At 70.1% G+C, this 19649-nt stretch carries 15 protein-coding genes and 3 tRNA genes; 11 read left to right on the forward strand and 7 right to left on the reverse strand.

The annotated features are described in order from the left end of the window. Positions 1 to 16: 16 nt before the first annotated feature. Positions 17 to 979 (reverse strand): carbohydrate kinase, encoded by a 963-nt coding sequence (locus ACFWBD_RS03245; RefSeq protein WP_385661889.1) that lies wholly within the window; start codon positions 977 to 979, stop codon positions 17 to 19. 269 nt (positions 980 to 1248) lie between these two features. Here ACFWBD_RS03245 and ACFWBD_RS03250 point away from each other — a divergent pair, with 269 nt between their 5' ends. The 4 genes from ACFWBD_RS03250 to ACFWBD_RS03265 all read left to right on the forward strand — a co-directional run bounded on the left by ACFWBD_RS03250 (position 1249) and on the right by ACFWBD_RS03265 (position 5361). Then, positions 1249 to 2259 (forward strand): sugar ABC transporter substrate-binding protein, encoded by a 1011-nt coding sequence (locus ACFWBD_RS03250; protein ID WP_385661892.1) that lies wholly within the window; start codon positions 1249 to 1251, stop codon positions 2257 to 2259. 165 nt (positions 2260 to 2424) lie between these two features. Next, positions 2425 to 3420, forward strand: coding sequence for an ABC transporter permease (locus tag ACFWBD_RS03255; RefSeq protein ID WP_385661894.1), 996 nt, complete (start codon positions 2425 to 2427; stop codon positions 3418 to 3420). Beyond that, positions 3417 to 4253 (forward strand): ATP-binding cassette domain-containing protein, encoded by an 837-nt coding sequence (locus tag ACFWBD_RS03260; RefSeq protein WP_385661898.1) that lies wholly within the window; start codon positions 3417 to 3419, stop codon positions 4251 to 4253. The genes ACFWBD_RS03255 and ACFWBD_RS03260 overlap by 4 nt, the downstream gene beginning before the upstream one ends. A 76-nt stretch (positions 4254 to 4329) precedes the next feature. Then, entirely contained in the window at positions 4330 to 5361 is a 1032-nt protein-coding gene (locus ACFWBD_RS03265) for a LacI family DNA-binding transcriptional regulator (RefSeq protein ID WP_385661901.1), read from the forward strand. Between the two features lie 99 nt (positions 5362 to 5460). Here the strand turns inward: ACFWBD_RS03265 and ACFWBD_RS03270 are convergent, their stop codons facing one another. Beyond that, positions 5461 to 6924 (reverse strand): benzaldehyde dehydrogenase, encoded by a 1464-nt coding sequence (locus ACFWBD_RS03270; RefSeq protein ID WP_385661903.1) that lies wholly within the window; start codon positions 6922 to 6924, stop codon positions 5461 to 5463. A gap of 157 nt (positions 6925 to 7081) precedes the next feature. Between ACFWBD_RS03270 and ACFWBD_RS03275 the strand changes: the two genes are divergently transcribed. Further along, the gene (locus ACFWBD_RS03275; protein WP_385661905.1) at positions 7082 to 9553 is read left to right on the forward strand and encodes a SpoIIE family protein phosphatase; all 2472 of its coding nucleotides are present in this window, start codon (positions 7082 to 7084) and stop codon (positions 9551 to 9553) included. A 393-nt stretch (positions 9554 to 9946) separates the two neighbouring features. Here ACFWBD_RS03275 and ACFWBD_RS03280 read toward each other — a convergent pair whose 3' ends face one another. Then, positions 9947 to 10726 carry a hypothetical protein gene (locus tag ACFWBD_RS03280; protein ID WP_385661908.1) on the reverse strand — a complete coding sequence of 260 codons (780 nt, stop codon included), beginning with the start codon at positions 10724 to 10726 and terminating at the stop codon, positions 9947 to 9949. Positions 10727 to 10953: 227 nt separating this feature from the next. Continuing rightward, on the reverse strand, positions 10954 to 11394 hold the full coding sequence (locus ACFWBD_RS03285) for an ALF repeat-containing protein (RefSeq protein WP_385661910.1): 441 nt from the start codon (positions 11392 to 11394) through the stop codon (positions 10954 to 10956). A 650-nt stretch (positions 11395 to 12044) separates the two neighbouring features. Here ACFWBD_RS03285 and ACFWBD_RS03290 point away from each other — a divergent pair. Beyond that, complete coding sequence (locus ACFWBD_RS03290) at positions 12045 to 12302, forward strand: type II toxin-antitoxin system VapB family antitoxin (RefSeq protein ID WP_356252029.1); 258 nt, start codon at positions 12045 to 12047, stop codon at positions 12300 to 12302. After that, the gene (locus ACFWBD_RS03295; RefSeq protein ID WP_328482038.1) at positions 12299 to 12712 is read left to right on the forward strand and encodes a PIN domain nuclease; all 414 of its coding nucleotides are present in this window, start codon (positions 12299 to 12301) and stop codon (positions 12710 to 12712) included. Before ACFWBD_RS03290 ends, ACFWBD_RS03295 begins: the two co-directional genes overlap by 4 nt. Positions 12713 to 13199: 487 nt before the next feature. On the opposite strand, the gene ACFWBD_RS03300 is transcribed toward ACFWBD_RS03295, so the two are convergent. The 3 genes from ACFWBD_RS03300 to ACFWBD_RS03310 form a co-directional block, all read right to left on the reverse strand. Beyond that, positions 13200 to 13273 (reverse strand) — tRNA-Ile (locus tag ACFWBD_RS03300). A gap of 169 nt (positions 13274 to 13442) precedes the next feature. Further along, positions 13443 to 13515: transfer RNA gene (locus tag ACFWBD_RS03305), tRNA-Asn, on the reverse strand. 5 nt (positions 13516 to 13520) lie between these two features. After that, positions 13521 to 13593, reverse strand: a tRNA-Asn gene (locus ACFWBD_RS03310). 158 nt (positions 13594 to 13751) lie between these two features. Between ACFWBD_RS03310 and ACFWBD_RS03315 the strand changes: the two genes are divergently transcribed. The 4 genes from ACFWBD_RS03315 (at position 13752) to ACFWBD_RS03330 (ending at position 19593) form a co-directional block, all read left to right on the forward strand. Next, the gene (locus tag ACFWBD_RS03315; RefSeq protein ID WP_385661914.1) at positions 13752 to 14057 is read left to right on the forward strand and encodes a YtxH domain-containing protein; all 306 of its coding nucleotides are present in this window, start codon (positions 13752 to 13754) and stop codon (positions 14055 to 14057) included. 170 nt (positions 14058 to 14227) lie between these two features. Next, positions 14228 to 15685 (forward strand): FGGY-family carbohydrate kinase, encoded by a 1458-nt coding sequence (locus ACFWBD_RS03320; protein WP_385661916.1) that lies wholly within the window; start codon positions 14228 to 14230, stop codon positions 15683 to 15685. Positions 15686 to 15931: 246 nt separating this feature from the next. Next, positions 15932 to 17665, forward strand: a complete 1734-nt coding sequence (locus ACFWBD_RS03325; RefSeq protein ID WP_385661919.1) for an ABC transporter ATP-binding protein — start codon at positions 15932 to 15934, stop codon at positions 17663 to 17665. Further along, a complete protein-coding gene (locus tag ACFWBD_RS03330) occupies positions 17665 to 19593 on the forward strand; it encodes an ABC transporter ATP-binding protein (RefSeq protein ID WP_385661921.1) in 1929 nt (642 codons plus the stop codon). Before ACFWBD_RS03325 ends, ACFWBD_RS03330 begins: the two co-directional genes overlap by 1 nt. Positions 19594 to 19649 lie beyond the last annotated feature (56 nt).

The following is a 19649-nucleotide window of genomic DNA, read 5'->3' on the forward strand; positions in this document are numbered from 1 at the left end:
GCGGCCCAGCCGCCCGTCAGGCGCCGCCGGCGGTCGTCGGCTGCTCCAGCTGGTTTCGCCACGGCGGGTTGGGACCGGCGACCGAGCAGGTCAGGGCTGCGACCCGAGTGCCGAACCGGCAGGCCTCCGCGACCTCGTCGAGACCGAGACCGGCCAGCCGGCCACCGAGGAGTCCGCGGGCGCCGAGGTCGTGCAGCAGGCCGGCGGTGAAGGAGTCCCCCGCGCCGACCGTGTCGACGACCCGGGTGGCCACCGCGGGCACCCGCAGCCGTTCGCCGTCGAGCGAGGCCAGGGCGCCGTCGGCGCCGAGCGTGATCACGACGAGCCGGACCCCCGCGGCATGCCAGGTGTCGCACGCCTGCTCGGGCGGGGTGCCCGGCAGGAGGAGTTCCAGGTCGTCCTCGCTCAGGCGCAGGATGTCGGCGAGAGCGCACCAGTGCGCCAGCCGGGCGCGGTAGTCCTCGGGGCGCACCAGCAGCGGCCGGACGTTGGGATCGATGCTGATGGTGGCCCGCGGAGCCGCTGCTGCCAGGAACTCCTCCACCACCGCCCCGCCGGGCTCACGGACCAGGGCCAGCGACCCGGTGTGCACACAGGCCGTTTCGGACAGATCCACCCTCGCCAGTTCGTCTGGAGTCCACTGCCAGTCGGCCGTGTTCTGCGCGTGGAACGAGAACGCGGCCTGTCCGGTGGCGTCCAGCTCCGCCACAGCCAGTGTGCTGGGCTCGGCGGCGGCGACGGCGTACGACAGGTCCACGCCGGACGCCTCCAGGTGGGCCCGGAACAGGCGGCCGAACACGTCGCCGGACAGGCGAGCCAGGAAGCGGGCCGAGGTGCCGAGGCGGGCCAGGGCCACCGCCGTATTCGCAGGTCCGCCGCCGGGCAGTACCCGAAGGGCGAGTTCGTTCGAGCTGTCTGCCGGTTCGGTGAAGGCGTCCGCGACGCACTCTCCCAGAACGGTGATCTGACGCGGGCTCATGGACTGCTCTCCCTCGGAAAGGCTCGGAAAGGGCTCGGAAAGACCGGGCAACGGGTCCGCTCGGCACCGCAGCCGCTGACCGGCCGCGTGGCGACGGCGGCTACGGACGTTGCCGATTTGTGACGGGTGGAAGGCATTGACGTTGCCGGGATCCGGAGTCCATCATCCTGGCCAGGCAGTGTCAACGATGACACAAGTCAACGATGACACCCCGGGCGGCATGCTCTGATCCCAACCCCGTGCCGCTCGCTATCCCACAGGAGTCGATCATGTCTCGCACCACTCGCCTGCCCTCCTCCCTCCTCAGAGCCGCCGCCGTCACGGGCGTCGCGGCCCTCACCCTGACGGCCTGCGGGTCCGGCTCCGGTTCGGGCTCCACGAGCTCGGGCGAGGTCAAGGTCGGTCTGATCACCAAGACCGACACCAACCCGTTCTTCGTGAAGATGAAGGAGGGCGCGGAGAGGGCCGCCAAGGAGAACGGCGCCCAACTGTCCACCGCTGCAGGCAAGTTCGACGGGGACAACGCCGGTCAGGTCACCGCCATCGAGAACATGGTCGCCGCCGGGGTGAAGGGCATCCTGATCACCCCGAGCGACTCCAAGGCGATCGTGCCCGCGATCGAGAAGGCCAAGGCCAAGGGTGTCCTGGTCATCGCCCTGGACACCCCGACAGACCCGGAGAGCGCGGTCGACGCCCTCTTCGCCACCGACAACCTCAAGGCCGGCCAGCTGATCGGCGAGTACGCCAAGGCCGCCATGAGCGGCAAGACCGCGAAGATAGCCGCCCTCGACCTCGCGCCGGGCGTCTCCGTCGGCGTCCAGCGGCACAACGGTTTCCTGAAGGGCTTCGGCGCCACCGACAAGGACGTCGTCTGCGCCCAGGACACCGGTGGCGACCAGGCCAAGGGCCAGACCGCGATGGAGAACTGCCTCCAGAAGTCGCCCGACATCAACGTCGTCTACACCATCAACGAGCCGGCGGCACTGGGCGCGTACACCGCTCTGAAGGCCAAGGGCCGGGAGAAGGACGTGCTGATCGTCTCCGTCGACGGCGGCTGCACCGGTACCCAGGCGGTCAAGGACGGCAAGATCGCCGCGACGTCGCAGCAGTACCCGCTGAAGATGGCCGCCGAGGGCGTCAAGGCCGTCGTGGCGTACGCCAAGGACGGCAAGAAGGCGTCCGGTTACACCGACACCGGCGTCACGCTGATCACCGACAAGGCGCAGACCGGGGTCACGTCGAAGGACACCGGCTACGGCCTGGAGAACTGCTGGGGCTGAGCCGCGCCCCGAGGACCGTACGACACCGTACGAAACCGCCACTCCCCTCGGCGGGGCGGTCGGCCCATCTCCCCGACCAGGGACGACCGCCCCCCTTGTCCCGGCGGCGGGGCCTTGAGCCCTCGCCCGCCGACAAGGACATCTGTCTTCCGACAAGGACTTCGCATGACAGCCACGACCACGCCGTACTCGGAGCTCAAAGCACCGACCACGGCCCGCAGACTGCTCACGGCGCCGACCACCGGACCCCTGGCCGCCCTCCTCCTGGCCTGTGCCTTCTTCTCCTTCTCGACCGACCAGTTCCTGACCGGCGGGAACTTCTCGCTGATCGTCCAGCAGGTCATGGTCGTCGGCACCCTCGCCATCGGACAGACCCTGATCATCCTCACGGCGGGGATCGACCTGTCGTGCGGGGCCGTGATGGCCTTCGGCAGCATCGTGATCGCCAAGATGGCGGCCGAGGGCTCCGTACCCCCGCTCGTCGCGATCGCGCTGGGCCTGGTCGTCTGCGGCGGATTCGGGCTGCTCAACGGGCTGCTGGTGCAGAAGATCCCGCTGCCGCCGTTCATCGTGACCCTCGGCATGCTCAACGTGGCGTTCGCACTGACCCACATCTACTCCGAGGAACAGACGGTCACCAGCCTGCCCGGCTCGCTGACGGCCCTCGGAGAGACCTTCCCGCTGGGCCACACGGACATCACCTACGGCTCCCTGGTTACCATCGCCCTGTTCCTCCTCCTCGCCTACGCGCTGAGCAGCACCGGCTGGGGCCGGCACGTCTACGCCCTGGGCAACAGCGCCGAGGCCGCCCGGCTCAACGGCATCCGCACCTCCCGCCTCACCATCGGCATCTACACCGTGGCCGGCCTGCTGTACGGCATCGCCGCCCTGCTGCTCATCTCCCGCACCGGAGTGGGCGACCCACAGGCCGGGCAGACCGACAACCTCGACAGCATCACCGCCGTGGTCCTCGGCGGCACCAGCCTCTTCGGCGGCCGCGGCTCGGTCCTGGGCACCTTCATCGGCGTCCTCATCGTCGGCGTGTTCCGCAACGGCCTCCAGCTGATGGGCGTCGCCTCCATCTACCAGACCCTGATCACCGGCGTCCTGGTGATCCTCGCGGTGACCGTCGACCAGATCTCCCGGAAGAAGGCCCGATGACCGCCACCTCCTCCCCCACGCCCGTGCTGCGGGCCCGCGGTCTGGTCAAGCGGTACGGCCAGGTCACCGCCATCGACGGCGCCGACTTCGACCTGCTCCCCGGCGAGGTACTCGCCGTCATCGGCGACAACGGCGCCGGCAAGACCAGCCTGATCAAGGCCCTGACCGGCGCGGTGGTCCCGGACGCGGGCGAGATACGCCTCAACGGCGAGCCCATCACCTTCTCGGGCCCGCAGAGCGCACAGGCCCACGGCATCGAGACGGTCTATCAGGACCTCGCCGTGGCCGCCTCCATGGACATCGCCTCGAACATGTTCCTCGGCCGCGAGCTGCGCCGCCCCGGCCTCCTCGGCAGCACCTTCCGGATGCTCGACAAGAAGCGCATGCGGCAGGAGGCCGCCGAGCACATGGCCGACCTGAAGATCGGCCTTCGCTCGCTCACTCAGGCGGTCGAGACCCTCTCCGGCGGACAGCGGCAGGCCGTCGCGGTCGCCCGCGCCGTCGCCTGGGCCCGCTCCGTCGTCGTCATGGACGAACCCACCGCCGCCCTCGGCGTAAAGGAGTCCGGCCAGGTCCTGGACCTCATCCGCCGAGTCCGCGACAAGGGCATGCCGGTCGTCCTGATCAGCCACAACATGCCCCACGTCTTCGAGATCGCCGACCGGATCCACGTCCACCGACTGGGCCGGCGCGCCGCCCTGATCAAGCCCGCCGACTACTCCATGGCCGAGGTCGTCGCCATCATGACCGGCGCGCTCAGCATCGACGAGGCCGGAGATACTGTCGTAGCGGATTCGGAGGCCGCGAAGGCCGCCGGAGTCCAGGCCACCTGACAGCACAACCCAGCTCTCGCATCTTCCGGCCGAGGCCGCGGCCGGAACCGAGAGCCCTCAGGAGACGGTTTCCTCCATGGCAGCGAACCGCCGCCCCACCCTGGCCGATGTCGCCCGAGAAGTCGGCGTCAGCGCCAAGACGGTCTCCCGGGTCCTCAACGAGGACGGACCCGCCTCCGCGCAGACCAGGGAACAGGTACTGGCCGCAGTGGCCAAGCTCGGTTTCCAGCCGAACCTCATGGCCCGCAACATCCGCGTCGGCGGCCCGGACACCACCATCGGCCTGGTCATCCCCGACCTCGCCAACCCCTTCTTCGGAGCCGTGGCCCGCGCCATCGAGGACACCGTCCGCGAACGCGGACTGACCCTGCTCATGGGCTCCTCCGCGGACGACCCCGAGCGCGAACGCGCCCTGACGGACAAGTTCCTCGCCCGCCGCGTCAGCATCCTGATAGTCGTACCGTCCGTCGGCGCCGACCACTCCCACCTCAAGTCCCACCGTACGGCGGGACTGCCCGTGATCTTCCTGGACCGACCCGGAGTCGGCCTCGCCACCGACAGCATCGTCAGCTCCAACCGGGCCGGAGCCCACGACGGCGTCGCCCACCTCGTCGCCCACGGACACCGGCGCATCGGCTTCGTCGGCGACCTGCCCCCGAAGCTGTACACCCGGCGCGAACGTCTGGCCGGCTACCGCTCGGCACTGGAGGAAGCCGACACTCCCTACGACCGCGCGCTGGTCACCAACGCCCACGACCAGCAGGGAGCCGAGGCCGCGACCGCCCAACTCCTCGGCCTGGCCGATCCCCCCACCGCCCTGTTCGCCGGCAACAACATCATGGCCCTGGGCATCGTCGCCGAACTGGCCCGCAGCAGGCGCAAGGACGTCGCCGTCGTCGCCTTCGACGACGTGTCGCTCGCCGAGGCACTCGAGCCGGCCCTGACCGTCGTCGCCCAGGACCCGGAGGAACTCGGCAGAACCGCCGCGGCCACCGCGCTGACCCGCCTGGACGGCGACCGCACCCGCGCCCGCACCATCACCGTTCCCACCCGTCTGATCGTCCGGGGCTCGGGCGAGCTCCCTGTCCCCGCGCTGCAGGAAGCGTGACCTGAAGTCGGCTCGCTGACATGGCGCTCTTCGGTATGGGTTCCTGGCAGTTGCTCGGGCCGCAAATCGCCCTGTGGGTGGTCGATCGTCACCGCGCAACTACGCGGAACGCCGGACCGTCATCCAGCGCCACTGGGTGAACTGCTCCAGGTTGGCGGTGCCACCGATGCGGGAGCCGTTGCCGGATGCTCCCATCCCGCCGAAGGGGGCGTTCGCGGCGTCCTTGGCAGACACGTCGTTGAGGTGCACCATGCCGGTGCGCAACTGCTCGGCAATGACCGCGGCCCGCGACGCCGACCGGGAGTGCACAGCCGCCGTCAGGCCGTACTCGGTGTCGTTGGCGATCTCGACGGCCTCCTGGTCGGTACGGAACGCGACGACGGGGGCGACAGGCCCGAAGATCTCCTCGGTGAAGGCGGGCATGGTCCGCTCGACGTGGTCCAGGACGGTGGGCGGGTAGAACAGCCCGTCGCGGCGTCCGCCTGCCAGCAGCCGTGCACCGGCGGCCACGCTCGCGTCCACGATGCGTTCGATCCTCGCGGCCTGGCGCTCGCTGATCACAGGACCGAGGGCCACACCCTCCTCCCGGGGGTCGCCGACCCGCAGTTCCTTGGCCTGCCTGATCAGTGCCTCGGTGTAAGGCTCCACGACGTCGGCGTGCACCAGATGACGTCCGGCGGCGACGCAGGCCTGCCCCTGATAGCCGAAGGAACTCATCGCCCCGGCTGCCACGGCGGAGTCGATGTCCGCGTCATCGAGCACGACGATCGAGTTCTTGCCACCCAGTTCCAGGGCCACCCGCTTGAGCCCGTCGGCCGCGGCGCGGGCGACCGCCCGTCCCGCCTCGGTGGAGCCGGTGAACACGACCATGGCGACGTGGGGATCAGCCACGACCGCCTCACCGGTGCCGGGGCCTCCGGGCAGCACATGGAGCAGCCCCTCGGGCAGTCCGGCCTCCTCGAACAGCCGCGCCACGACGACACCGCCGGACACCGGTGTGTGGGGATCGGGCTTGAGCAGGACGGCGTTGCCCAGCACGAGCGCGGGTGCCAGGGCCCGCATGGCGAACAGCAGGGGGGCGTTCCAGGGGTTGATGACGCCGACCACCCCCAGCGGTACCCGCCATGCGTAACTGGTCCGTCCAGGTGCCGACGGGCTCAGGATCTCGCCGCGGGGCAGCGATGCGAGTCCGGCGGCCTGTGCCAGCTGGCTGAGTCCGGCCGCGATCTCGTAGTCGCCCTTCGCCGGGACGCCTGCGGACTCCCTGACGATCCACTCGCGTACCGCCCCGCTGTTGTCGCTCAGTGCCCGGGCGGCGCGGAGCAGGACCTCGGCACGCTGCTGGGGTGCCGTCTCGGCCCAGGCCCGCTGAGCTCGGGCGGCCATAGCCCCGGCCCTGGCGACGTCCGCGGGCCCTGCCACACCCACCTCCGCCAGCCGCTCTCCGGTGGCAGGTTCGTTCACCTGCTGAACTCCGCCCTCGGACTGCCGCCAACCGCCGCTGTAGATCTTCCCGGTCCAGTCGGACACGTCCGGCCACGTCTCCTCCCCGGTGGAAGTCATGGCACGCCGCTCCAGCCCCGATACATTGGTATCTCTTTTCACATTGGTATCTCTTTTACGCTTATGGCCTTATTGAGCATATATGTCCAACCACTCCCCGTCGGCTGCTCGGGTGGCCGGGCCGGGACACACAGTGGAAAGACCGAGGTGAGGGCGGATGAACGCGATGACGGGTTCTGACACCGCCGGCGACGACCGGGCGGCGTGGCGGCCGGACGACCCCATCGACGAGTCGGCCACGGCCAGAGCCTGCATGGATCCGAACGGCATCGTGACCGGGTGGAGCGAGGGAGCACGGCGGCTGCTCGGATACCGGTCCGCGGAGGTCATCGGCCGGCCCGCCGCATCGTTGCTCCCCGGGGAGCCGCCCGCCGAGACGCTGCGCTCCCTGAAGACGCTGTCGAGGTGGAACGGGACGGCCGCTCTCCTGCACCGGGACGGCCACCGCCTCGCAGTGAACCTGCTGGCCCACCGTCGGGCGCCCCACCGCGAGGGCGGGGGGGCCGGCGAGTGGCTCCTGGTCTCCCCCCTGGCCCGGCCGTCGTCGCCGCTCCAGGACGACGCGCTGGTGATGTGGGCGTTCACCCGGTCCCCGTTCACCACGGCGCTCTACGACATCGGCCTGCGGCTGCGGCGGGCGAACACGGACATGGAGCGTGTGATCGGCCTGCCCGAAGCGGCGATGCAGGGGCTGCGTGTATCGGAGATCGTGGTCGATCCGGAGAGCGACCGGACGGAACAGTGCATGCGGCGGGCGCTGGAGACCGGTGAACAGCAGCATCTACAGCAGTCCCTGCACCTCGCGGGCCAAGAGAGCGAGAGCGTCTGGACGACTTCGCTCACACCCGTGCGGGACACCGAGGGGGCGATACGGGGAGTGCTGCTTTCCGCACACGACGTGACTGAGGAGCACCTGGCCCGAGGGCGCCTGGCCCTGCTCAACGAGGCCAGCATCCGCATCGGCAGCACCCTGGACCTCGCCCGGACCGCACAGGAACTCGCCGATGTGGCCATCCCGCACCTCGCGGACTTCGTCACCGTCGACCTGCTTCCCGCCATCGAAGGCGGCGACGACCCACTCGCCGGCTCGCCGCCCAGCCCCGTCATGCTGCGCCGTGTCGCCTACCAGTCCGTCCTGGAAGGCTGCCCCGAGGTCGTGGTGAGCCGCGGAACGGTGGCCGCCTACCCGGACGAGTCGACCGCGGCCAGGTGCCTGACCAGCGGCCGGCCGCTGATCGAGAACGTGACCGTCCCCGTGATCGACCAGGTGGCGAGGCAGGCCCCGGACCGGGCTGAGCAGATGCGGCGCTTCGGCTTCCACTCGGTGCTGGCCGTGCCGATGCGCGCCCGCGGCATCACCCTCGGCGTGGCGACGTTCTCCCGCCACCGGCGCCCGGAACCCTTCGAGCGGGACGACCTGCTTCTGGGCGAGGAGATCACCGCCAGGGCCGCCGTCTGCATCGACAACGCCCGCCGCTACACCCGCGAGCGCCTCACCTCCCTCACCCTGCAAAGCAGTCTCCTGCCGCAACGGCTGCCCCCGCAGGCCGCCGTCGACGTCGCCTCCCGCTACCTCCCCGCCAGCACGCAGGCCGGCGTCGGCGGCGACTGGTTCGACGTGATCCCGTTGTCCGGCGCCCGGGTCGCGCTCGTCGTCGGCGACGTCGTCGGCCACGGCATCCAGGCCTCGGCCGCCATGGGACGACTGCGTACCGCCGTGCGCACCCTTGCCGATGTCGACCTCCCGCCCGACGAACTGCTGACCCACCTGGACGACATGGTCATCCGCATGTCCGCCGAGGGCGAAAGCGCGGCCGACACCGTCGGCGACATCGGCGCGACCTGCCTGTACGCCGTCTACGACCCGGTCTCCCGGCGCTGCACACTGGCTCGCGCGGGCCACCCCGTACCCGCGCTGGTGACCCCGGACGGCGCCGTGGAATTCCCCGACATCCCTGCCGGCCCGCCGCTGGGGCTGGGCGGCCTGCCCTTCGAAGTCGCCGAGATCGAGCTGCCCGAAGGCAGCCTCCTCGCGCTGTTCACCGACGGCCTCATCGAGGCCCGTGGCCGCGACATCGACGAAGGTTTCGACGTGCTGCGCAAGGTGCTGGCCCGGCCGGCTCAGTCGTTGGAGAGCACCTGCGACACCGTGCTCCAGGCACTTCTCCCGGACCACCCCACCGATGACGTGGCGCTGCTGATAGCCCGCACCTGCGCCTTGGACGCGGCCCATGTCGCCACCTGGGACGTGCCGCCCGATCCCTCAGCGGTCGCCGAGGCGCGTAAGAAGGCCACCCGGCAGCTGGACGCCTGGGGCCTGGACGAGGCCGCCTTCGTCACCGAACTGGTTGTCAGCGAACTCGTCACCAACGCCATCCGCTACGGCGGCGCCCCCATCCAGCTCCGGCTCATCCTCGACCGCAACCTCATCTGCGAGGTCTCCGACGCCAGCAACACCACCCCCCACCTGCGCCGCGCCCGCACCTTCGACGAGGGCGGCCGCGGCCTGCTCCTCGTCGCCCAGCTCACCCGGGGCTGGGGCACCCGCCAGACGTCCACCGGCAAGACGATCTGGGCCGAACAGGCCCTCTCCATCCCGCGTTCCTCACCGTCGACGAGGACGGACTGATCGGTGCGCCAGTCCTGCCGCCGTGACGGCGCGGCCGGGCGGAGCCGATGGTGACGCCACGCCCATTCCCGGTGTCCTGCCAGCGTCCCGAGGGGATCTTGGCGGTCCTGGCGTCTCTACGCCGATCCATGGCGTTCCTGCAGGTCAGACGCGCTCTTCAGCGTTGGGATCAGCTGATCTTTGTCGGTCTGTTCCTGTCCTTGTGTCCTCAACGCGTCCTCAACACGGCCATTTAAGGGAGGCCTTCCCCGTGGGGTGCCTGCGGCCGGCGGTCCGCGCCCATGCGACGAGCCCGTTCTCGCGAGCCGACCGGAGCCGAATGCGGGCGGCGGATTCCGGGAGCCGCACACGTGGGAACCGTGCGCAGTGGGCAGAGCGCAGCGGCGGGCCCGATCAGTTGGCCGACGTGTTCCGTGTCATCTCGGCTGCCTCGGTGGTGGCGCGTTGTCTGAGATCGCCGAACAGCTGCATCGTGACGGCGGCCAGGACGTCGTCCCCGCCGACAGTCCGCCCGTCCCCGCGGCGGGTGGACAGGGCGAGGAGGGGGTCCTTGAGCAGCGGGGCCGGGGCCGGCTCGCCCGGCACCACCAGACTGACCGTCCCGAACCGCTTGACCCCGGCCTCGCGGACGACCTTGGCCGCGTCCCGGGCCAGGGCCGTCAGGAACACGCTCGCGATTCCGTCCAGGTCGCGGACCATCGCCGGGACGGCCCTCACCCCCCGGCTCCCCAGCAGCCTTCTCACCCCGGCCTCGAACCGGTGGGCGCCGGCCACACCACTCGGTGTACGCGCCCCGCGGCGCTCACGAAGGGACACGAGCGCACCATCGGCGTTGCGCACCTCGCCCATCAGGCCGTGGAAGGTCGGGCTGTGCAAGTACCACGCCGATCCCACCTCCACCTCGACGTTCCGGTCGATCGCCGAGATGAGGTCCTTGGGAATCAGCCTCGTCCTGGCCTCCTCGGCCGCCGCGCTTCTCGCGCCGTCGATGATCTCCGTCAGCACGGTCCGCGTCACCGACGCGGCGGCCCACGCGGCCGGCCGGGAGACGTGCAACGAGGTCACGTCCCTGAACACCGCTTTGACGAGCTGAGGCTTGAACGGCAGGTCGGCCACGACGGAAGCGGTCTGCGGACCGCTGCGCTCGGTGCGTAGGGGCTGTGTGGTGGTCATCGAAGAATGTGCTTTCTGCTGTCGGAAGTGTCAGTGGCCCATGCCGCACCGGGCGGCGAGACCACAGAGCTCTGCGGAGGGCGCCGAGCCGGCACAGGGCCTGCCGGGCGGGGCCGCCGGCACACAGAGGTGCAGGCGGCCCCGCCCGGATTCTCGGCGTTCGGGCGACCGGGCGTGCGGCAGGGGGTGCCACCCGGGCGACGCGCTGTGGTGCGGCACCGTGCCGGTCAGGCGACCTGGTGTCTGCCGACTTCCAGGAAGTGGCGCAGTGCTTCGGGTGTGTTGTCGTCGAGGGCGGCGTTGGCTGCCGCGCGCAGGGCCGGGCTGATGGACGGGTCGGCGAGGATGCGGGCGATGGCGACGCGGTCGTCCTCGGCCTGGGCTATCCGGTAGCCGGTCTCCAGCCAGGCGCGCATCGCCTCGGGGTCGTTGGCGTCCAGGAGGGCGTTGGCTTCTCGTGTCACACGCCGGCCGCTGTCCGGGTCGGCGAGGATCCGGACTATGGCCACCCTCAGGTCGTCGGCGTCCGGCTCGTCCGCGGACGAGGACACCGCGGGCGCCGGCACCGCGGTCGGTGCCGCCGTGGCGGCGAAGGACGGGGTGGCGAGCAGGAGGGCCGGGGCGAGGATGCCCGCGGCAATGCCGGGCGCTACGCGATGCAGTCGCAAGGGGAATGCTCCTCTTCGTTTGCTACGGAGGTGAGTTGAGGACGCCTCAGGGCGTTCACTTCGGTGATGCTGCCACCTGGGTCTGACAGTGGCAGTTGCCCCCTGCGGTCGCAGGGCACCGTCACCGCGGACGTGGCCGGTGCTTCACGGCGGCGCGCCTTCGAGAAGGGCGGCCTTGAGCGCGGCTCGTGGCTGTCGGGGCATGATCGGGGCGAGACGATTCCTGGGGGCGGTCCGAGCGTGTGGTGGTGCGCGACGGGGTTCGGCTTGTCTGCCGGGACCGGGGCGGGCCGGGGGAGCCGGTCGTGCTGCTGCACGGCTTGGCCGGTCATGCGGGTGAGTGGGAGGTGGTGGCCACGCGGCTGATTGCCCGGTATCGGGTTGTCGCCACGGCAGCGAGGCCGGCTTTGCGGTTCAGGTCCCGCGCGAGCGGGCGTCTTCGTCACTGTGCCGGAGTGATCGACTTTCCGCTGTCCGTGGTTCGTCGGCAGCGGATTGCCCTTCCAACCCGCTGAGGCTCGCCCCGCTGTCAGGGGAGCCTCAGCAGCAGTCTTGACAAGCCAGGACCTCTGCCGCCTGCCACCGACGGACCATATACAAAAGATCTTGTATCTTGGTATACTCCAGTTGATATATACGGGAGGGCACCCATGAGTCGTACCGTGATCGACCTCGACGACGAGGCCCTGGAAGAAGCGGCCAAGGAACTCGGCACCACCACCAAGCGCGAGACCATCAACACCGCGCTGCGGGAAGTCACGGCCCGTTATAGGCGTCTGCGCGCGCTCGACGAAGCCCGCGAGCTGGTGACCGACGGCGCGCTGGACATGGACCTCCTCCTGGACAAGAGCAAGTACCGGCCCACGAGCACAGCCGACGCCGCCTCCGACACCGGAGCGCATGAGTGACCGTCGCCGATTACCTCATCGACACCTCCGCGCTCGCCCGCGTCCTGCTCCGCCAGAACACGGCCGACTGGGATGACAGGATCGGCGCCGGCCTCGTCGCGATCTGCGACATCACCGAACTCGAGGTCCTTTACTCAGCCCGTTCGGCCGCAGACCGTACGCGTGTGAAGGCGGCGCTCGACGCCCACTACGTCTGGTGCCCCATGCCGGACGGCGTCTACCGCCGCTCCCGCGTCGTCCAGGAACAGCTGACCGCCAAGGGTGAGCACCGCAGCGCGGGCCCCGTCGACCTCCTAGTGGCTGCCGCCGCCGAGGAAGCGGGGCTCACACTGCTCCACTGCGACCACGACTTCGACACCATCGCCCGCACCACGGGACAGCCGGTCCGCACGATCGACCTCAGGCAGTAGAGCCTCCACAGCCGCACAGTCGGCGATGAGGAACGGGGTGGCCCGTGGCAACGGCCTGTCGAGGACTCAGCCGAAGCCCGAGCGCCCGAGCCACGGGAATGATCGGCCAACCAGGGAACTCACCCCCGGCCCGTACCGTTCGTCAACCTTGCTCGTGACCCTTGCTCTCGGTCCCGGGTAGCCGAGGACGGGCACTTCGGATGGGTGCCAGGCAGCTACGGCACTGGACCCGCACCGTGCACGCTGCCCTTGAGGTGACCTCGAAGGCAGACAGCGTCCTCAATGACGCCTCCGGCTCCTCGCTGAGGCCGCTCTCTTGGACTCCTCCCCCACCACGCTCCGGCGCATTCACGCAGGTCGGCGCAATGCCTACCGCCACCCGCCGCCCGCCGTCGAACTCGCGAGCAGCGGATTCGGTCCGTTTAGCGGTAGTTGACGCTCCAACACCCAACGAGGAACGTTTCCGCAGGTCACGAGCCTGCGCAGGTGGGGCGGGTGGGACTCGAACCCACGGCCGACGGATTATGAGTCCGCTGCTCTAACCGGCTGAGCTACCGCCCCATCGCGGCGTGTCGCGTACATGTGTGCGCGCCGTCTGCCGCAGCATAGCCGCTCATACGATCTCACGCTCCGGCTGGTCGACCTTGCACGACCATGAGGACAGCGCCCCTGGCCTGCACGGTTCCCGCCGACATGAAAAAGGACCCCCATGGGGCCCTCGTTCACGATGCTCCCCCGACTGGACTCGAACCAGTAACCTGCCGGTTAACAGCCGGCTGCTCTGCCAATTGAGCTACAGGGGACCGAGCTCCCCCGACTGGACTCGAACCAGTAACCTGCCGGTTAACAGCCGGCTGCTCTGCCAATTGAGCTACAGGGGAATGCCTCGTTTGCATCGAACGTGCTCACCTGGGTATTCGCCAGGGGGCGCTCGCTCTCTGCGACACATACATTAGCGCAAGCAGGGGGGTGCTCCGCCAATCGGTTCCCCCCGGCGCCCATGTCGTGCCAGGGACAACGCAAGGAGAGGATGGCCGTCATGCGCTACAAGCTCACGTTCGTCGTCGGGCTGGCTCTGGGTTACGTACTGGGCACGCGTGCCGGGCGCGAGCGCTACGAGCAGTTGAAGAAGTCCGCGCGGCAGGTCACCCAGAACCCCGCCGTGCGCAACACCGCCGAGACCGCCGCCCAGCAGGGCCGCCAGTACGCGGGCAAGGCCTACCACGCGGTGAGCGACAAGGTCGGCGACCGGATGCCCGAATCGGTTGCGGGCCGGGTGCGGTCCCTGCGCGACCGCAACAGCAACGGCGCGGGTGGGGACGACTGGGGCACCAGCAACACCTAGCGGCGCCTTCGAGACGCCGGGAGGGCCGTCCCGGGGCCGCGGGGATGTGACATATACGGCTCCGTCGCGGGGGCTCCCACCAGCGACAACGCCCCGCGTTCGGCAGCAGCGGGGCACCCCTGGGGTCTCCGCGGCCCAACCCGAGCGGCGCGTGCGGCAGAATTTTCGCCATGGGGATAGTCGCCGGGTTGGACAGTTCACCCGATTTCACTCGTATCGTCGTCTGCGACGCGGACACCGGAGCCGTGCTCCGGCAGGGGTATGCGCCGCATCCGATGGAAGGCGCCGAGAGTGCGGGAGGGCGGCCCTCCGATGTCGATCCGCAGGCCTGGCTGCTGTCCCTGGGCGAGGCCGCGGGCGGCGGGCTGCTCGAGGGGGTGCAGGCCATCGGCGTGTCCTCGCAGCAGAACGCCGTCGTGCCGCTGGACTCACAGGGCAACACCGTGCGCCCCGCGATGGTCGGCGGGGACAAGCGGGCGCAGGTCGCGGCAGCTGATCTGATCGACGCGGTCGGCGGGCGCGAGGCATGGGCGCAGGCGGTGGGATGCGTCCCGCAGGCCGCTCAGCCGGTGACCAAGCTGCGCTGGCTGGCGAAGAACGAACCGGACGCCGCCGCCCGGACCGCCGTGCTGCTCCAGGCCCACGACTGGCTGGTGTGGCAGCTCCTGGGGCGGCCCGCGCGCAGGACCACCGATCGCGGCGGGGCCTCCGGGACCGGGTACTGGTCCGCCGCCACCGGCGGTTACCGGCCAGATCTCGTCGAGCTGGCGCTCGGTCACCAGGCCATGCTTCCCGAGGTGATCGGGCCGTCCGACGCGGCCGGTACGACGCCGGAGGGGCTGCTGATCTCCGCCGGGACCGGCGAGACCATGGCCGCGGCCCTGGGGCTGGGAATCGGACACGGGGACGCGGTCGTCTCCCTCGGCGCCTCCGGGTCCGTGATGGCCGTGCACCACGAGGCGCTCATCGACCAGAGCGGGATGATCACCTCGCTGGCCGACGCGACGGGCATGCACCTGCCGGTCGTCACCACCCTGAACGCCGTACGGACCCTGCGCGGGGCCGCCGAGCTGATCGGGGCGCCGGATCTGGAGGCGCTGTCGGACCTGGCGATGAAGTCGACGCCGGGATCGCACGGGCTGGTCATGCTGCCCTACCTGGAGGGCGAGCGGACGCCGAACCTGCCGCACACGGCCGGGACGCTGGCGGGTCTGCGCCGCGAGTCGATGAAGCCCGAGCACTTCGCGCGGGCCGCATTCGAGGGCATGTTGTGCGGGCTCGCGGACGCGCTCGACGTGCTGCGCGGCCGGGGCGTGGACGTGCGGCGCATCTTCCTGCTGGGGGCGGCGGCCGAGCTGCCGGCCGTGCAGGCGGCGGCGCCCGCGCTGTTCGGCGCGCAGGTCGTCGTGCCGCAGCCGGCGGACTACGCGGCGATCGGGGCCGCCCGGCAGGCCGCGTGGGCGCTCGGAGCGTCGCAGGGCACCCTCGACCCGCGGACGCCGCCGGCCTGGCAGGGAGCCACCGCGCAGGTCCTGGACCCGGGCGAGGAGCTGGCCGTCGGGCAGGCGGTGCGGCAGCAGTACGTGTCGGTGCGGGAGCAGACGCATCCGGGAGCGTTCCGCGGATAGAGCGAAGCGTCGTCGCGGACGGAGCGAAGCGTTCCGCGGGCAGGAGCGCACGGGGCGTAGCGGGCGCATCGGGTGCGTGGGGCGCATCGGGTGTACGGGTGTGCATCCGGCTTGCACAGACGGCCGTAAAACCACTGCTCTCAGCTTAATCAGTTGAGGTAACGCGGGTGGAGTGTTCAACGATAGGGGCCAGGGGCAACCAATGCCCCTCCCCTGCTCCTCCCCGCCGACTCCGAGAGACGTAGCGTGCTCATACGACTACTACGGACCTATCTCAGGCCCTACAAGAAACCCATCGCCCTGCTGGTGGCGCTGCAGTTCCTCCAGACCTGCGCCACCCTCTACCTGCCCACGCTGAACGCGCACATCATCGACAACGGTGTCGTCGAGGGGGACACCGGATACATCCTGTCCTTCGGCGGCGTGATGATCGCCATCTCGCTGGCGCAGGTCGTGTGCAACATCGGCGCCGTGTACTACGGCGCCAGAACCGCTTCCGCGCTCGGCCGGGACGTGCGGGCGGCGGTCTTCGACCGGGTGCAGTCCTTCTCCGCCCGCGAGGTCGGCCAGTTCGGCGCCCCCTCGCTGATCACCCGGACGACGAACGACGTCCAGCAGGTCCAGATGCTGGCCCTGATGACGTTCACGCTGATGGTGTCGGCGCCCATCATGTGCGTGGGCGGGGTCGTGCTGGCGCTCGGCCTGGACGTGCCGCTGTCAGCGGTGCTCGTCGCCGTGGTGCCGGTGCTGGGCATCTGCGTGACGCTGATCGTGCGCCGGCTGCGGCCGTTGTTCCGGTCCATGCAGGTGAAGCTGGACACCGTGAACCGGGTGCTGCGTGAGCAGATCACCGGCAACCGGGTGATCCGGGCCTTCGTCCGCGACGAGTACGAGCAGCAGCGGTTCCGGAACGCCAACAGCGACCTCACGGGCATCTCGCTGAAGACCGGCAACCTGCTGGCGCTGATGTTCCCGGTGGTCATGACCACGGTGAACCTGTCGTCGATCGCCGTGGTGTGGTTCGGCGCCCACCGGATCGACAGCGGGGAGATGCAGATCGGCGATCTGACCGCCTTCCTCGCCTACCTCATGCAGATCGTCATGTCCGTGATGATGGCCACCTTCATGTTCATGATGGTGCCGCGCGCGGAGGTGTGCGCCGAGCGCATCCAGGAGGTGCTGGACACCTCGTCGTCCGTGGTTCCGCCGGTGGCCCCCGTCACCGAGCTGCGGCGGCACGGGCATCTGGAGATCCGGGGGGCCGGATTCCGCTATCCCGGCGCCGAGGAGCCCGTCCTGAAGTCCATCGAGCTCGTGGCGCGGCCGGGCGAGACGACGGCCGTGATCGGCTCGACCGGCAGCGGCAAGTCCACGCTGCTCGGGCTGGTGCCGCGGCTGTTCGACGCCACCGAGGGCGAGGTGCTCGTCGACGGGGTGGCCGTCGACGAGGTCGAGCCGGTGCTGCTGGCGAAGACCGTCGGACTCGTACCGCAGAAGCCGTACCTGTTCGCGGGCACGGTCGCCACCAATCTGCGCTACGGCAATCCGGACGCCACCGACGAGGAGCTGTGGCACGCGCTGGAGGTGGCGCAGGCCAAGGACTTCGTGAGCAAGCTGGAGAACGGCCTCGACTCCCCCATCGCGCAGGGCGGGACGAACGTCTCCGGTGGTCAGCGGCAGCGGCTCGCGATCGCCCGGACGCTCGTGCAGCAGCCGGAGATCTACCTCTTCGACGACTCCTTCTCCGCCCTCGACTACGCCACCGACGCGGCGCTGCGGGCGGCGCTCGGGCGGGAGACCGCCGAGGCGACCGTGGTGATCGTCGCCCAGCGGGTGGCCACCATCCGCGACGCCGACCGGATCATCGTCCTCGACGAGGGCCTGGTCGTCGGCACGGGCACCCACAGCGAGCTGATGGCTGACAACGAGACCTACCGGGAGATCGTGCTCTCCCAGCTCACGGAAGCGGAGGCTGCCTGATGGCCGGGCCCATGGGGCGCATGATGGCCGGCACCGGTCCCGACAGCCACTCGCTGGACTTCAAGGTGTCCGGCAGGCGGCTGCTCGCCCAGTTCAAGCCGGAGCGGTTCACCCTCTACGCGATGCTGGCCTGCGTGACGCTGAGCGTCGGCCTCAGCGTGGTCGGGCCGAAGATCCTCGGCAAGGCCACCGACCTGGTCTTCGCGGGCATCGTCGGACGGCAGATGCCGGCCGGGGCGAGCAAGGAGCAGGTCCTCGACTCGATGCGGGAGCGCGGCGAGGGCAGTGTCGCCGACATGCTCAGGAGCACCGACTTCACGCCCGGCAAGGGCATCGACTTCGGCTCGGTCGGCGAGGTCCTGCTGTTCGCGGTCGGGGTGTTCCTGGTCGCCGGTCTGCTGATGGCGGTGGCGACGCGGCTGGTCAACAAGACCGTCAACCGCACCATGTTCCGGATGCGCGAGGACGTGCAGACGAAGCTGTCCCGGCTGCCGCTGTCGTACTTCGACAAGCGTCAGCGCGGCGAGGTGCTGTCCCGCGCCACCAACGACATCGACAACATCGGGCAAACGCTCCAGCAGTCGATGGGCCAGCTGATCAACTCGCTGCTGACCGTCATCGGCGTGCTGGCGATGATGTTCTGGGTGTCGTGGATCCTGGCCCTGGTCGCGCTCGTCACGGTGCCGCTGTCGGCGGTCGTCGCCACCCGGGTGGGCAAGCGGTCGCAGCCGCACTTCGTGCAGCAGTGGCGCTCCACCGGCAAGCTCAACGCCCACATCGAGGAGATGTACACCGGCCACACCCTGGTGAAGGTCTTCGGCCGCCAGGAGGAGTCGGCGCAGCAGTTCGCCGAGCAGAACGACGCGCTGTACGAGGCCGGGTTCAAGGCGCAGTTCAACAGCGGGGTCATGCAGCCGCTGATGATGTTCGTGTCGAACCTCAACTATGTACTGGTCGCCGTGGTCGGCGGGCTGCGCGTGGCGTCGGGTTCCCTGTCCATCGGTGACGTGCAGGCGTTCATCCAGTACTCGCGCCAGTTCTCGATGCCGCTGACGCAGCTCGCCTCGATGGCGAACCTGGTGCAGTCGGGCGTCGCCTCGGCCGAGCGGGTCTTCGAACTCCTGGACGCGGAGGAGCAGGAGGCGGACCCGGTGGCGGCCGAGCAGCCCGCGGAGCTGCGCGGGCGGGTGGCGCTGGAGGGCGTGTCCTTCCGGTACGACCCGGAGAAGCCGCTGATCGAGGACCTGTCCCTGACGGTGGAGCCCGGCCACACGGTCGCCATCGTCGGCCCGACGGGCGCCGGCAAGACGACGCTGGTGAACCTGCTCATGCGGTTCTACGACGTCTCGGGCGGGCGCATCACCCTCGACGGCGTCGACATAGCGAGGATGTCCCGCGACGAACTGCGGGCGGGCATCGGCATGGTGCTCCAGGACACCTGGCTGTTCGGCGGCACCATCGCGGAGAACATCGCGTACGGGGCGTCGGGCGAGGTCACCCGCGGCGAGATCGAGGAGGCGGCGCGGGCCGCGCACGCCGACCGGTTCGTCCGTACCCTTCCCGACGGTTACGACACGGTGATCGACGACGAGGGCAGCGGGGTCAGCGCCGGTGAGAAGCAGCTGATCACCATCGCGCGGGCGTTCCTGTCCGACCCGACGATCCTGGTGCTCGACGAGGCCACCAGCTCCGTCGACACGCGCACCGAGGTGCTGATCCAGAAGGCGATGGCGAAGCTGGCGCACGGGCGTACGTCGTTCGTCATCGCGCACCGGCTGTCGACCATCCGGGACGCCGACACGATCCTGGTGATGGAGAACGGCTCGATCGTCGAGCAGGGCACCCACACCGACCTGCTGGCGGCGGACGGGGCCTACGCGCGCCTGTACAAGGCACAGTTCGCGCAGGCGCTGGCCGAGGTCGACTGAGGGCTTCCGGTCCGGAAACCTTCCGGGGGACCGCTCGCGCCGGGTGACGGCGAGCG

The sequence above is a fragment of the Streptomyces sp. NPDC060002 genome, assembly GCF_042737245.1.
Lineage (GTDB): Bacteria > Actinomycetota > Actinomycetes > Streptomycetales > Streptomycetaceae > Streptomyces.

Coding starts and splice junctions, on each gene's coding strand:
- ACFWBD_RS03245 (WP_385661889.1), bottom strand. CDS start 979: ATGAGCCCGCGTCAGATCACCGTTCTGGGAGAGTGCGTCGCGGACGCC.
- ACFWBD_RS03250 (WP_385661892.1), top strand. CDS start 1,249: ATGTCTCGCACCACTCGCCTGCCCTCCTCCCTCCTCAGAGCCGCCGCC.
- ACFWBD_RS03255 (WP_385661894.1), top strand. CDS start 2,425: ATGACAGCCACGACCACGCCGTACTCGGAGCTCAAAGCACCGACCACG.
- ACFWBD_RS03260 (WP_385661898.1), top strand. CDS start 3,417: ATGACCGCCACCTCCTCCCCCACGCCCGTGCTGCGGGCCCGCGGTCTG.
- ACFWBD_RS03265 (WP_385661901.1), top strand. CDS start 4,330: ATGGCAGCGAACCGCCGCCCCACCCTGGCCGATGTCGCCCGAGAAGTC.
- ACFWBD_RS03270 (WP_385661903.1), bottom strand. CDS start 6,924: ATGACTTCCACCGGGGAGGAGACGTGGCCGGACGTGTCCGACTGGACC.
- ACFWBD_RS03275 (WP_385661905.1), top strand. CDS start 7,082: ATGAACGCGATGACGGGTTCTGACACCGCCGGCGACGACCGGGCGGCG.
- ACFWBD_RS03280 (WP_385661908.1), bottom strand. CDS start 10,726: ATGACCACCACACAGCCCCTACGCACCGAGCGCAGCGGTCCGCAGACC.
- ACFWBD_RS03290 (WP_356252029.1), top strand. CDS start 12,045: ATGAGTCGTACCGTGATCGACCTCGACGACGAGGCCCTGGAAGAAGCG.
- ACFWBD_RS03315 (WP_385661914.1), top strand. CDS start 13,752: ATGCGCTACAAGCTCACGTTCGTCGTCGGGCTGGCTCTGGGTTACGTA.
- ACFWBD_RS03320 (WP_385661916.1), top strand. CDS start 14,228: ATGGGGATAGTCGCCGGGTTGGACAGTTCACCCGATTTCACTCGTATC.
- ACFWBD_RS03330 (WP_385661921.1), top strand. CDS start 17,665: ATGGCCGGGCCCATGGGGCGCATGATGGCCGGCACCGGTCCCGACAGC.